Origin of the sequence: Rhodococcus ruber NBRC 15591 (genome assembly GCF_001894945.1) — a bacterium.
GTDB lineage: Bacteria > Actinomycetota > Actinomycetes > Mycobacteriales > Mycobacteriaceae > Rhodococcus > Rhodococcus ruber.
In genome coordinates, this window is record NZ_BCXE01000021.1 from 68,464 (window position 1) to 81,350 (window position 12,887).

The 12,887-nt window shown below is 70.1% G+C and carries 11 protein-coding genes; 6 read left to right on the forward strand and 5 right to left on the reverse strand.

The window, feature by feature from the left end:
- Nucleotides 1–73: 73 nt before the first annotated feature.
- Entirely contained in the window at nucleotides 74–730 is a 657-nt protein-coding gene (locus RR3_RS13405) for a hypothetical protein (RefSeq protein ID WP_064066337.1), read from the reverse strand.
- A 136-nt stretch (nucleotides 731–866) separates the two neighbouring features.
- Here RR3_RS13405 and RR3_RS13410 point away from each other — a divergent pair, with 136 nt between their 5' ends.
- From RR3_RS13410 to RR3_RS13425, 4 genes are all read left to right on the forward strand, one after another.
- Nucleotides 867–1,916, forward strand: a complete 1,050-nt coding sequence (locus RR3_RS13410) for an alpha/beta fold hydrolase (protein ID WP_064066336.1) — start codon at nucleotides 867–869, stop codon at nucleotides 1,914–1,916.
- 111 nt (nucleotides 1,917–2,027) lie between these two features.
- The gene (locus RR3_RS13415) at nucleotides 2,028–2,615 is read left to right on the forward strand and encodes a cysteine dioxygenase family protein (protein ID WP_010592619.1); all 588 of its coding nucleotides are present in this window, start codon (nucleotides 2,028–2,030) and stop codon (nucleotides 2,613–2,615) included.
- Between the two features lie 49 nt (nucleotides 2,616–2,664).
- A complete protein-coding gene (locus RR3_RS13420) occupies nucleotides 2,665–3,807 on the forward strand; it encodes an MBL fold metallo-hydrolase (protein WP_017680660.1) in 1,143 nt (380 codons plus the stop codon).
- Nucleotides 3,808–3,868: 61 nt separating this feature from the next.
- On the forward strand, nucleotides 3,869–4,132 hold the full coding sequence (locus RR3_RS13425) for a hypothetical protein (protein WP_010592622.1): 264 nt from the start codon (nucleotides 3,869–3,871) through the stop codon (nucleotides 4,130–4,132).
- 38 nt (nucleotides 4,133–4,170) lie between these two features.
- On the opposite strand, the gene RR3_RS13430 is transcribed toward RR3_RS13425, so the two are convergent.
- Nucleotides 4,171–5,433 (reverse strand): aminotransferase family protein, encoded by a 1,263-nt coding sequence (locus RR3_RS13430; protein ID WP_048772808.1) that lies wholly within the window; start codon nucleotides 5,431–5,433, stop codon nucleotides 4,171–4,173.
- Nucleotides 5,434–5,491: 58 nt separating this feature from the next.
- Here RR3_RS13430 and hrpA point away from each other — a divergent pair, with 58 nt between their 5' ends.
- Nucleotides 5,492–9,412 carry an ATP-dependent RNA helicase HrpA gene (hrpA, locus tag RR3_RS13435; RefSeq protein ID WP_010592624.1) on the forward strand — a complete coding sequence of 1,307 codons (3,921 nt, stop codon included), beginning with the start codon at nucleotides 5,492–5,494 and terminating at the stop codon, nucleotides 9,410–9,412.
- A gap of 24 nt (nucleotides 9,413–9,436) precedes the next feature.
- Here hrpA and nrdR read toward each other — a convergent pair whose 3' ends face one another.
- Together nrdR and RR3_RS13445 are read right to left on the reverse strand one after the other, a co-directional pair.
- The gene (gene nrdR, locus RR3_RS13440; protein WP_010592625.1) at nucleotides 9,437–9,910 is read right to left on the reverse strand and encodes a transcriptional regulator NrdR; all 474 of its coding nucleotides are present in this window, start codon (nucleotides 9,908–9,910) and stop codon (nucleotides 9,437–9,439) included.
- Nucleotides 9,911–10,102: 192 nt separating this feature from the next.
- On the reverse strand, nucleotides 10,103–10,681 hold the full coding sequence (locus RR3_RS13445; RefSeq protein WP_234420185.1) for a LysM peptidoglycan-binding domain-containing protein: 579 nt from the start codon (nucleotides 10,679–10,681) through the stop codon (nucleotides 10,103–10,105).
- Between the two features lie 276 nt (nucleotides 10,682–10,957).
- Here RR3_RS13445 and lexA point away from each other — a divergent pair, with 276 nt between their 5' ends.
- Nucleotides 10,958–11,671: a transcriptional repressor LexA gene (gene lexA, locus RR3_RS13450; protein ID WP_010592627.1), complete on the forward strand. Its 714-nt coding sequence runs from the start codon at nucleotides 10,958–10,960 to the stop codon at nucleotides 11,669–11,671.
- Between the two features lie 71 nt (nucleotides 11,672–11,742).
- Here the strand turns inward: lexA and RR3_RS13455 are convergent, their stop codons facing one another.
- A complete protein-coding gene (locus RR3_RS13455; RefSeq protein WP_017680664.1) occupies nucleotides 11,743–12,885 on the reverse strand; it encodes an acyl-CoA dehydrogenase family protein in 1,143 nt (380 codons plus the stop codon).
- Nucleotides 12,886–12,887: the final 2 nt, after the last annotated feature.

The window sequence follows — 12,887 nt, forward strand, 5'->3', positions numbered from 1 at the left end:
TCACCGGCCGGGGCCGGGGAACGCGGCCATTCGACGGCGCGGGCTCCCGTCGACGGCACAGCCCGTGCGGGCTCTACCCGGCCCCAGGGGGCACGACCTCGATCTCGCGTCCCCACGAGACACCGGGAGCGGCGGGCAGCCGGTCTCCGCTCCAGAACCGTCCGGGGTCGTACCAGTTGCTGCCGCGTCCGCGCTGCTCGAGCAGGCCCATCGCCTCGAGGGTCGCGCCCACCACCTCGGCGCAGTACGCGCGCTCGAGGCCCGCGTCCGCCGGACGTGTGCGCCACGGCAGCCGGCCCGCGAACCAGCGCCCCGCCAGCCGGCCCGTCGAGGGGAACGGCGTGCCGTCCAGCCGGGCGACGGTGCGCAGCAGCTGATCCTCCTGCGCCGGCGTCACCTCGACGCCGAGCTGGCGCAGCCAACCGCGCTGGCCGTACCGCGCGCTCCACACCTGCACCGCCTCGCGCAGGTCGTGCAGCTGCACACCGCGGTGGTGCCGGCCGGTCCACATGTCGGGCAGGCTCCTGCCCAGCTCGGCGTGCCACATCAGTGGGGGCAGGTCGTCGAGCACCACTGCCAGGCCGACGTGGTTGACGGGGGCGTTGGTCAGCGTCTGGATCGCGCGGTCGGCGTGGCTGCTGCCGCGAAAGATCCAGAGATCACCGGTGCGGGTCACCGCCACCGCGTCGTCGAGGGTGATCCGGGCCTGCGCTGAGCGCCGCTGCTGCATGATCGACAGCCTCTCACGCGGGGAAGTAGCGGGATCAGGCGCCGGATCGCGGCAGCGGCCGACCCGCCGGCGCCACCCCGCATCGATACGTCTCACCCGAGGTTGACAGTGCGGCAGACGGCGTTACGGTGCAGGGATGGACCACGAGGTCCGGTACGCCGCCGGCGGAGATGTCAGCATCGCATACCAGGTGCTGGGCAGAGCGGGACCCGACCTCGTCTTCGTTCCGGGATTCGTCTCACACCTCGACCTCGCCTGGGAAGAGCGGTTCTTCGCGCGTTTCCTGCGCAGCCTGGGATCGTTCACCCGGCTGATCTGGTTCGACAAGCGGGGAACCGGCCTGTCGGACGTGCCACGGGAGGAGGTGTCCATGGACGCCTGCGTCGAGGACGTCCGGGTCGTGATGGACGCCGCCGGGTCCCGGCGGGCGACCCTGTTCGGGGTCGCCGTCGGCGCCGGGATCTGCACCTCGTTCGCATTGAAGTACCCCGACCGCACACGTTCGATGATCCTGTGGGACGCGCATGCCCGGCTCCTGGAGGACGACGGGTATGCGGCGGGGTGGAGCGAGGAGTTCTTCTCGTCGGTCCTGGCCGGCATCGACGAGGGGTGGGCGACGGGCTCCGGTATCGCGTCGATGAATCCGACACTGGCCGGGGACGAGCGGTATCGATCCTGGTTCGCGCGTCACGCCCGGGCGGCGGCGGGCCCGGCGCAGGCACGGGAACTGTTCCGGCTCTGCGCCGCGACCGATCTTCGTCCGAGGCTGCACGAGATCCGAGTTCCGACGCTTCTGCTCCACCACGTCGACGATCCGTGGCTGTCGGTCGAACACTCCCGCTACGTCGCGGCGCGCATCCCGGGCGCGACCCTCGTCGAACTACCCGGGATCGATCACTGGCCCTGGATCGGCGACATGGACGCGGTGTTGATCGAGATCGAGGCCTTCCTGACGGGGGTACGGCGGGGCCGCCGGAACCGCCCGGCGTGGGGGCCGGAGGCCCTGACCACCCGGGAACGAGAGGTGGGCGCGCTGGCGGTCGCCGGACTCAGCTCCCTCGAGATCGGCCGGCGCCTGTTCATCGGCGAGCGGACGGTCGAGACCCACCTCGCCAACATCTACGCGAAGCTCGGCATCAACTCGAGGGTGGAGCTGGTGCGGCGAGCGGTCGACTTCGGTCTGTGAGCCGGCCTCCGGCACCGCCGGGACGGCGCGCGACGTCCGTACTGGTACCGATGCACTCATCTCTGGTGAGCGCATACCGTTCTCTTCGAAAGCGGTTGCAGGAGGTGCATCATGAACAGGCACGCCGAACTCGGCCACCGGCAGTCGATTCACGATCTGATCCCTCGCCTGCGACAGGCGTCCACACTGCGCGACGGACCGGAGTCGGTCCGTGCGGTTCTGGCCGCGGCAGTCGCCGACGACAGCGACTGGCTGGACCCGCAGTACCAGGAGCGTCCCGAGACGCGGGACTGGGTGCTGTACCCCGTCCACCGGGCCTCGGACGGGCACCTGTCGATCCTGGTGGCGGTGTTCAGGGCCGGAGTGAGCACTCCGGTCCACAATCACGGTGCGTGGGCGGTGGTCGGCGTGTACCGGGGCCGGGAACGTGAGACGTGGTATCGCCGGCTCGACGACGGGCGTGTGCCGGGCAGAGCCCGGCTCCAGGTTGCCGACACCTTCGTGAACCCGCGGGGCACGGTGACCGTCGTACCCGACGGAACGATCCACTCGGTGGAAGCGCTCGACGGGACCGATGCGATCTCGATCCACGTCTACGGCACGGACATTCTCACGCAGAACCGCAGCACGTTCGATCTGCGGACGGGGAGCGAGGCGCCCTTCCGTCCCGACTTCACCGACCTCGGATCCGAGCGCTGACGGCCCGGCGCCGACGGCTGTTTCACCGTATCCACCGGAAGGAGGAGGGGTGACGACGAGAGCGGAGACCCGCGATCGACGATCCGCCGGACAGCTGCCGGAGCGGGACCCGGTACGGGTGGAGCTCCGGCCGGTCGACGCGGTCGATGTGACGACGCTGGTGGACAACTCCTCCGACGTGCTTCTGCCCGACGTGGGGCCCGTCCGCCGCTGGGGGCTGGCCGGATCGGCAGGTCCGCTCCCGATCGTCCCCAGCGATCTGGCGGTCGGATTCCGGACTGTCGACCTCCTCCGCGCGGAGCACGGGTTCTCCGTACTGGTCGAGATCCGGGTCGGCGAAACCACGCACCGCGTCCTCTACGACGCGGGGGCCACGCCGGACGGGCTGATGGCGAACCTCGATCGGCTGGCGATCTCCCCGGACGGCATCGAGGCGATCGTGTTCAGCCACGGCCACTTCGACCACGTCATGGGTCTGCAGGGCCTCGCCCGCCGGCTCGGCTCCCGGCGCCTGCCGATCCTCGTGCACCCCGATTTCTGGACGCGCCGGCGCATCGTCGGTCCCGGCGGCGCCTTCGAGCTACCGACACCGAGCCGCGCGGCGATCGAGGGCGCGGGGTTCGTCGTCGTCGAGAACCGGCGCCCCTCCTTCCTGCTCGACGGAATGCTCCTGGTGACCGGCCGGATCGCGCGGACCACCGGGTACGAGACCGGCATGCCGGGCCATCAAGTCCACCGGGACGGCCGCTGGCGGCCCGACCCGCTGATCGACGACGACCAGGCCGTCGTCCTGCACCTCCGCGAGCGGGGACTCGTCGTTCTCACCGGATGCGGGCACGCCGGGCTGATCAACATCCTCGAGCACGCCGAGCGGCTCACCGGGGTCGGCCGGCTCCACGCCGTCCTCGGCGGGTTCCATCTCCGCGACGGTCCGATCGTCCCTCGGACGGTGACCGCCCTCGCGGCGGCGGACCCGGCCGTGGTCGTGCCCGCCCACTGCACGTCCTGGAAGGCGCAGCACGCGCTGTTCACCGCCCTCCCGGACGCGTTCCACCCCAATGCCGTCGGTAGTCGATTCGAGTTCCGGACACGCCCGCAGCCGGATACGACCGGGACGCAACGGATCACCGGACAGGCCCTGAAACACACTGTCCGCCCGGAGCGTCCGGGAGATCGCGCCGGTCGACGGTGACGAGCATCGGTCACAGGTGAGCGCGGCCCCGACCCGACCCCTGCCGTCTAGGCTCGCGCGCATGGCATTGAAGGGCAGGCAGTGGTGGAAACTCGTCGGGCTCGCCGGAGCGGTCGGCGTCGCCGCGACGGGCGCAGTCGTGATGCGCGACGAGCGCAGGCGGCGTGCGTACACCCCCGACGAGGTACGCACGAAGCTGCACGACCGCTACGCCCGCGTCGCCGCCGCGCACGACACGCAGAGCGCGGTGCCCCTGGACGAGGTGACCACGGGACTGTGCACGCGGATCCGCACCGGGTTCCGGGGGATCCGGATCCGCCGCTGAGGCGACCCGCCCGGCCGGGCGGCTGCGCCGGCCGCCGATCACCCCAGGGCGGAGGCGAACCCGTCCGCGAGGTCCTGCACCTGCTCGTCCGTCATCACGAACGACGGCGAGATCTGCAGTGCACCCTGCCCCGCGGCCCGGCTCGAAATCCCGTGCTGCCGAAGCGTCTTCACGAACTGCAGCGCCTCGGACGCGTCGGCGAGCTGCACTGCGGCCACGGCACCGAGACCGCTGCGGACCTCCGCGACGCGCGGGTGCTCGGCCAGCGGGGACAGCTTCTCGTGCAGGGTCCGCTCCAGCCGCGCCGACTCGGCGAGCAGGTTCTCGCGCTCGAGGATGTCCAGGTTCGCCAGGGCCGCCGCCGCGGCACCGGCATGCCCGCCGTAGGTGTAGCCGTGCCGCCACCACACCCCGCCGGCGAAGAACGGTTCGGCCACCTTGGGCGACACGAACACCGCGCCCATCGGCACGTACCCGGAGGTGAGCCCCTTCGCCGTGGTCATCAGGTCCGGTTCCAGACCGAGCCGGTCCGAGGCGAACCACGAGCCGCCGATGCGGCCGAAGCCGGTGACCACCTCGTCGACCACGAAGAGCACGTCGTGCTCACGGCAGATGTCGCGGACCTCGGCGAGATAGCCCTCCGGCGGCAGGTACACGCCGCCCGCGCCGATGATCGGCTCGCAGAAGAACGCCGCGATCCGGTCGGCCCCGACCCGTTCGATGAGGGCGAGCAGCGACTTCGCGTCGTCCCACGACACCTTGGCGGCGTCGTCCCAGAGGTCGCCGTACCCCTCGGCGTTGACCGGGATTCCGGCGAGGGACGTGCCCCCGACGTGCATGCCGTGATAGGCCTTCTCCCGGCTGACGACGAGGGTCTTCTCCGGCCGTCCCAGCTCCTGCCAGTAGCGGCGCGTCAGCTTGGCCGCCGTGTCGATCGAATCCGAACCGCCGGAGGTGAAGAAGATCTTGCTGCCGGGAACGGGTGCGATCGTGGCGAGCCGTTCCGCCAGTTCGACGGTCGGCTCCGCGGCCAGGTCGCCGAAGTTGGAGTAGTGCGCCACCTTCGCCAGTTGCGCTGCCACCGCGTCACCGATCTCGGAGCGGCCGTGACCGACGTTCGCGAACCAGAGGCCGGCGGTGGCATCGAGATACCTGGTGCCGGCCCGGTCCCAGATGTAGGCGCCCTCGCCGCGCGCGACGACGAACGCACCGTCCCGTTCGACGGCACCCATGTCTGCGAACCCGTGCCACAACGCGCCCACGATCTGCTCCTGTTCCACGAACGGCGATGAAACCGCCATCTTATGCGCCGGGCGGCGCGCAGCGAGAACGCGCGCTTCGCTAGGCTGTACATCCAGCATGTCCACCTCACGCGAGACTCCGCACTCCCCCGCCCCGCCCGGGCCGACACGCCGTGACCTGAAGTCGGCCCTCACCGACGTGTCGCTGCGCGACGAGCATCGCCTTCGCCGGCGGCTCGACCGGGCCCGCCGGCCCGGGGACCTGGCGAAGATCGCCGCCGAGATCGAGCAGGCCCGACTGCGGCTCGCCGCGCGGGTGGCCGCCGCGCCGACCGTCACCTATCCCGAGAACCTCCCGGTCTCGCAGCGCAAGGACGACATCGCCGCCGCCATCCGCGACCACCAGGTCGTCATTGTCGCCGGGGAAACCGGGTCCGGCAAGACCACCCAGATCCCGAAGATCTGCCTCGAACTGGGGCGCGGGGTGCGCGGCCTGATCGGGCACACGCAGCCGCGCCGCATCGCCGCCCGCGCGGTCGCCGAGCGCATCGCCGAGGAACTCGACTCCGAGCTCGGCGACACCGTCGGCTACACCGTCCGGTTCACCGACCAGGTGTCGGACGCAACCCTGATCAAGCTGATGACCGACGGCATCCTCCTCGCCGAGATCCAGCGCGATCGGCTGCTGCGCCGATACGACACCCTCATCATCGACGAGGCACACGAACGCAGCCTCAACATCGACTTCATCCTCGGCTACCTCAAGGAACTGCTGCCCCGGCGACCGGACCTGAAGGTGATCATCACCTCGGCGACGATCGACCCCGAGCGGTTCGCGAACCACTTCGCAGCAGCCGACGGCACGCCCGCACCCATCGTCGAAGTCTCCGGCCGCACCTATCCGGTCGAAGTCCGCTACCGGCCCCTGACGATCGAGGTGGGCGACACACTCGTCGACCGCGACCCGGTCGACGCCGTCTGTGAGGCGGTCGAGGAACTCGCCGCAGAAGGCGACGGGGACATCCTCGTCTTTCTCTCCGGTGAACGCGAGATCCGGGACACCGCCGATGCCCTGCGCGACCGCAGACTCCGGGGCACCGAGATCCTGCCCCTGTATGCACGGCTGTCGGCCGCCGAGCAGCACCGGGTGTTCACCCCGCACACCGGCCGGCGAGTGGTGTTGTCCACCAACGTCGCCGAGACCTCGCTCACCGTCCCGGGCATCCGCTACGTCGTCGACCCCGGCACCGCGCGGATCTCCCGCTACTCGGTGCGCACCAAGGTCCAGCGACTGCCGATCGAGGAGATCTCGCAGGCCTCGGCCAGGCAGCGGTCCGGGCGCTGCGGTCGTGTCGCCGACGGCATCTGTATCCGGCTGTACTCGGAGGAGGACTTCGAGGCCCGCCCCGAGTTCACCGAGCCGGAAATTCTGCGCACCAACCTCGCCTCGGTCGTGCTGCAGATGACGGCGCTCGGACTCGGGGACATCGCCTCGTTCCCCTTCGTCGAAGCCCCCGACCCGCGCGCCGTCCGCGACGGCATCGCGCTGCTCGAGGAGCTCGGGGCGCTCGAGCGGGCCGCGAAGGACGAACTGCCCCGGCTCACCGGGACCGGGCGCGAACTCGCGCTGCTGCCGGTCGATCCGCGGATGGCACGGATGATCGTGGAGGGGCACCGCAACGGATGCCTGCGCGAGGTCCTGATCATCGTCGCGGCCCTGTCGATCCAGGACGTGCGCGAGCGACCGGCCGAGTTCCAGCAGGCGGCCGACGAGAAACACGCCCGGTTCGCCGTGGAGGGCTCGGACTTCCTCGCGTACCTGCAGTTGTGGGACTACCTCAAGCAGCAGCGGAAGGAACTGTCGTCCAGCAGGTTCCGCAAGATGTGCCGCGACGAGTTCCTGCACTGGCTGCGGATCCGGGAATGGCAGGACCTGCAGGGCCAGCTCCGTCAGATCACCCTGAATCTCGGCTGGGAGACCCGGCACCAGGACGTCGGGCCCGACTCGATCCACCAGTCGCTGCTGGCGGGGCTGCTCTCGCACGTCGGCCTGCGCGAGGGCGAGAAGCGGGACTTCCTCGGCGCGCGCGGAACCCGGTTCGCGATCTTCCCCGGTTCGTCGCTGGCCAGGAAGCCGCCGCGCTGGGTGATGGCGGCCGAGCTCGTCGAGACGTCGCGGCTGTGGGCCCGGACGGCGGCGCGCATCGAACCCGAGTGGGCCGAGAAGCTCGCGCCGCACCTGGTCAAACGCACCTATTCCGAACCGCACTGGTCGACCAAGCGCGAGGCGGCCATGGCCTACGAGCGGGTCACGCTCTACGGCATCCCCCTGGTGGCGCAACGGCCGGTGCAGTACGGGGCGATCGACCGGGAGACCTCCCGCGAGCTGTTCATCCGGCACGCCCTCGTCCAGGGCGAGTGGCGGACGCGCCACAAGTTCTTCCATGCCAATCGCGCGCTGCTGGACGACGTCGAGGCGCTCGAGCACCGGGCCCGCCGGCGCGACATCCTCGTCGACGACGAGACCCTGTTCGACTTCTACGACCAGCGCGTCGGACCGGAAGTCGTGTCGGCGCGGCACTTCGACACGTGGTGGAAGAAGGAGCGGCAGAAGAACCCCGAACTGCTCACCTTCACCCCGGACACGGTGGTCAACCAGGACGCCGCCGCGGTCCTCGGCGGCGACTACCCCGACGCGTGGCGGCAGGGCGATCTGCAGTTCCCCCTCACCTACCAGTTCGAGCCGGGCACGGAGGAGGACGGCGTCACCGTCCGCATTCCCGTCGCGCTGCTCGCCGGGGTCCGACCCGTCGGCTTCGACTGGTCGGTGCCCGGCATGCGGGTCGACCTGGTCACCGCTCTCATCAAGACGCTCCCCAAACATCTTCGCCGCCAAGTGGTTCCGGCACCGGACTTCGCCGCGGCGGCCCTCGCGTCGGTCCGGCCCCGGTCCGAGCCGCTCGTCAACGCGATGGCCCGGGAACTGTCGCGGCTCGGGGCGACACGGATCGAGCCGAGCGACTTCGAGCCGACCGCGCTGCCGGACCACCTGCGGATGACGTTCGCCGCCGTCGACGAACAAGGATCGGTTCTCGCGCGCAGCAAGAGCCTGACCGATCTGCGGAGGCGGCTGGGAACCCGCGTCGAGGCCGAAGTCTCGCGGGCGGCGTCGAGCACCGAACGGGAGCCGGCACTGGTCTGGACAGCCGAGACCCTCGGCACCCTCGAACCGACGGTGACACGCACCGTGGCCGGACAACGCGTGACGGGATATCCGACGCTGGTCTCCGAGGATCGTGGTGTGGCGGTCCGGGTGCTCAGCACCTCGCAGGCGCAGCAGGCCGCGATGCGCACCGGGTTGCGGGCACTGCTCCTCGAGGCAGTCCCCATGCAGGCGCGCGCTGCTGCGTCGGGCCTGAGCAACAGCGAGCGGCTGGCGCTCGGACGCAACCCCGACGGCTCCTTCGAGGATCTGCTCGAGGACTGCCGGGCCTGCGCGGTGGACGAGTCGATCGTCCGGCACGGCAAGCCGGTACGCACACCCGACGAGTTCAGCGCGTTGGCGAAGGTGGTGCGCGCCGAGTTGCCGGGCCGGGTCGCGGCGCTGCTGAAACTCGTCGTGCCCGCCCTGGCGCGCGCGCACGACGTGGAAGTCCTGCTCGAGAAGGTGCGCGGCGAGGCTGCCGAGGACGTGCGGGAACAGCTGGCCTCGCTGCTGTTCCGCGGATTCGTCACCGAACTCGGCAGTGCCCGGCTCGCCGATCTGCCCCGCTACCTGGCCGCGGCGGCGCATCGGCTCGAAGCGCTGCCGGCGAGCGCGCACCGCGATCGGCAAGGCATGGACGTGCTGGACCGGGTCTACGCCGAGTACGACCGCCTGCTCGCACGGCTGCCGCAGGAGCGGGCCACCGCCGCCGAGGTGGTGGCGATCTCGTGGATGATCGAGGAGCTACGGGTCAGCCTGTTCGCCCAGCATCTCGGAACCCGTGGGCCGATCTCGGAGCAGCGGATCCTCAAGGCCGTCGCGGCGATTCGCTGAGCGGCGACGCGTCCCGCCGGGCGCTCAGTTCTCGGATCCGGTCTCGCGCCGGTGCTGGTGCTCGCGCAGCTCCTTGATCTCGCGTTCGAAATCCTCTGCGGAGCTGAAGGACCGGTAGACGGACGCGAACCGCAGGTACGCCACCTCGTCCAGGTCGCGCAGGGGTCCGAGGATGGCCAGACCGACCTCGTTGCTCGGAATCTCCGGGGACCCCTTGGCCCGCACCGCGTCCTCGACCTGCTGGGCGAGGAGGTTGAGGGCATCGTTGTCGACGTCGCGTCCCTGACAGGCGCGAGCTACGCCGCGCACCACCTTCTCCCGGCTGAACGGTTCGGTGACGCCGCTGCGTTTGACGACCGACAGCACCGCCGTCTCGACCGTGGTGAACCGTCTTCCGCACTGGGGGCATGCCCTCCGGCGCCGGATCGCGGCCCCCTCGTCGGCTTCACGGGAATCGACGACGCGGGAATCGGGGTGCCGGCAATACGGGCAGTACATGTCGATTCCTTCGTCGTAGCCGTGCTGGCCGCGACGTCGGCGTCGAACCGATGCCGTCCTCCCGAGACCGGACCCACCGGCAGGCGAATCGCTCTCGGCGCGACCACACGAGGTGGTGTCACTGACAAGAGTCGACAATACCTGCATACCCGGGTCGTCGGCCGAACCCGGTGCCTGCCCGCCCATGCCTGTTCACCGCGGCGCGGAGGCCGGAACGAGCAGGGTCTGGCCGGTGCGGAGGCGACCGTCCGGCATGGCATTGAGGTCGAGGATCCGCTCGATCGCCTCGGACCGGGACAGACCCGGAGCCACCCGGGCCGCGACGTCGCCGAGCGATTCGCCCGCCTGCACGACGGTGACGTCGGTGCGTGCGGCGCCGGCCGCGACCTGACTGGTGCGCAGGTGCGCGATGCCGAGCAGTCCCGCAGTCACGAGCGCGGTCAGCAGCGCCGTCGCCAGTATCGTGCCCGGGCGGGTGTGTGCGACCTCGGCCGGCCGGTGCGGGACGCGTGAGACCCGGACCGGAGCGCGCCGGTAGTCCACGATCCCCCCGTCCGGACGGACGGGAAGCCGGCGGGCGGGCGCCTCGTGGGGGCGCCGCACGAGATGCGTCGTCCCTGCCCGGCGTACCCGGTCCTCGGTGTCCTGCGGCCCGGTGTCCTGCGGCCCGGTGTCGTGCGGCCCGGTGTCGTGCGGCCCGGTGTCGTGCGGCCCGGTGTCGTCGAACTGCCGGTGGTTCCGTTCGGTTCGGCGCACTGCTGATGTCCTCATCGAGGCCTCCGTGTCACTCGCCCGCGGGACGGTGCCCGCGACGTGTCGCTCGTCCGCGGGACAGGACCCGCAGCGGAACTTCGGTCATCGCTCGATCGACGGCCGTTCGATCACCTGTTCGAAGGAACGTATGTTCGATGTGTACCACGTCGCTCCGACAAAGTCAGCACAACGGGCGGAAAACGTCGAACAGATGTTTGATAACCGGGCCGCGGAGAGCTAGATTCGATCCATCACATCCAGCACATCCGACACACGACGCACGGAGGTCACGACATGACGGACGGCCATCCCCCGGCGGGGCGGAGCCGGACGACCACCGCGGATCCGGCCGTCGGCCTCACGGAACGCCAGCGCCGCGTCCTCGAGGTGATCCGCGAATCGGTCACCCAGCGCGGCTACCCTCCGAGCATCCGCGAGATCGGCGACGCAGTGGGCCTCAACTCCACCTCGTCGGTGGCGCACCAGTTGCGCACCCTCGAGCGCAAGGGTTTCCTCCGGCGCGATCCGAACCGTCCCCGCGCGGTGGACGTGCGCGGGCTCGAGGATTCGCAGCCGCCGGCGCCGCAGGCGCAGCCGGTGGACGGGGTCGATGTCGCCGCCGAGTCGGCCACGGCGGCTGCCATGGTCCCCGTGCTGGGCAGGATCGCCGCGGGCGGGCCGATCCTGGCGGAGGAGTCCGTCGAGGACGTGTTCCCGCTCCCGAGAGAACTGGTGGGTCAGGGTTCGCTGTTCCTGCTCAAGGTGGTCGGCGAGTCGATGGTCGACGCGGCCATCTGCGACGGCGACTGGGTCGTGGTGCGCCAGCAGAACGTCGCGGACAACGGGGACATCGTCGCCGCGATGCTCGACGGTGAAGCGACCGTGAAGACGTTCAAGCGCGTACACAACGACGTGTGGCTGATGCCGCACAACCCGATGTTCGAACCGATCCCGGGCAACGACGCGGTGATTCTCGGCAAGGTCGTGACCGTGATCCGCAAGATCTGACCTCGCCCCTTCCGCAGAACGCGCACGGCGGCGCCGCGATTCGCGGCGCCGCCGTGCATGTCCCGGTGGGGTCAGAGATTCAGGCCGCGGCCGATGATGTCCTTCATGATTTCGTTCGTCCCGCCGTAGATCTTCTGCACGCGGGCGTCGAGATACGCCTTCGCGACCGGGTATTCACGCATGTAGCCGTATCCGCCGTGCAGCTGCAGGCACCGATCGATCAGCTCGACCTGCTTGTCGGTGGTCCAGAACTTGGCCATCGCCGCCTCCTGCACGCTCAGGGTGCCGGCATTGAGCTGCTCGATGCACTTGTCCACGAACACGCGTGCAAGGGTGGTCTCGGTGGCCAGCTCGGCCAGCTCGAAACGGGTGTTCTGGAAGCTGCCGATCGACTTGCCGAATGCCTTGCGGTCCCGGCAGTACTGCATCGTGTCCTCGAGCACGGCTTCCATCGCCGCCGCCGCCACCACCGCGATCGACAGACGTTCCTGCGGCAGGTTCTGCATCAGGTAGATGAAGCCCATGCCCTCCTCACCGAGGAGGTTGGCGGCAGGCACCCGCACGTCGGTGAAGTGCAGTTCGGCGGTGTCCTGCGCCGCGAGGCCGATCTTGTCGAGGTTGCGGCCCCGCTCGAAGCCCGCCATCCCGCGCTCGACGACGAGGAGCGAGAAGCCCTGCGCGCCCTTCTCCGGGTCGGTGCAGGCGACGACGATCACCAGGTCCGCGTTGATGCCGTTGGTGATGAAGGTCTTGGAACCGTTGAGGATCCACTCGTCGCCGTCGCGCACCGCGCGGGTCTTGATGCCCTGCAGGTCGCTGCCCGTACCGGGCTCGGTCATCGCGATCGCAGTGATGATCTCGCCGGAACAGAATCCCGGCAGCCAGCGCTGCTTCTGCTCCTCGTTCGCCAGCTTCAGCAGGTATGGGGCCACGACGTCGTTGTGCAGCATGAAACCGATGCCGCTGAACCCTCCGCGGGTGGTTTCCTCGGTGACGATCGTGTTGTAGCGGAAGTCCTCGACACCGCCGCCGCCGTACTCCTCGGGCACGGCCATGCCCAGGAAACCCTGCGCGCCGGCCTTCTTCCAGATCTCGCGGTCGACGATCTTGTCCTGCTCCCACTGCTCGTGGAAGGGAGCCACCTCCTGCTCGAGGAACTTCCGGTACGACTCCCGGAAGAGTTCGTGCTCGGGCTCGAAGAGGGTGCGTTCCATGT

Coding starts and splice junctions, on each gene's coding strand:
- RR3_RS13405 (WP_064066337.1), bottom strand. CDS start 730: ATGCAGCAGCGGCGCTCAGCGCAGGCCCGGATCACCCTCGACGACGCG.
- RR3_RS13410 (WP_064066336.1), top strand. CDS start 867: ATGGACCACGAGGTCCGGTACGCCGCCGGCGGAGATGTCAGCATCGCA.
- RR3_RS13425 (WP_010592622.1), top strand. CDS start 3,869: ATGGCATTGAAGGGCAGGCAGTGGTGGAAACTCGTCGGGCTCGCCGGA.
- nrdR (WP_010592625.1), bottom strand. CDS start 9,910: ATGTACTGCCCGTATTGCCGGCACCCCGATTCCCGCGTCGTCGATTCC.
- RR3_RS13445 (WP_234420185.1), bottom strand. CDS start 10,681: ATGAGGACATCAGCAGTGCGCCGAACCGAACGGAACCACCGGCAGTTC.
- lexA (WP_010592627.1), top strand. CDS start 10,958: ATGACGGACGGCCATCCCCCGGCGGGGCGGAGCCGGACGACCACCGCG.
- RR3_RS13455 (WP_017680664.1), bottom strand. CDS start 12,885: ATGGAACGCACCCTCTTCGAGCCCGAGCACGAACTCTTCCGGGAGTCG.
- RR3_RS13430 (WP_048772808.1), bottom strand. CDS start 5,433: ATGGCGGTTTCATCGCCGTTCGTGGAACAGGAGCAGATCGTGGGCGCG.
- RR3_RS13415 (WP_010592619.1), top strand. CDS start 2,028: ATGAACAGGCACGCCGAACTCGGCCACCGGCAGTCGATTCACGATCTG.
- hrpA (WP_010592624.1), top strand. CDS start 5,492: ATGTCCACCTCACGCGAGACTCCGCACTCCCCCGCCCCGCCCGGGCCG.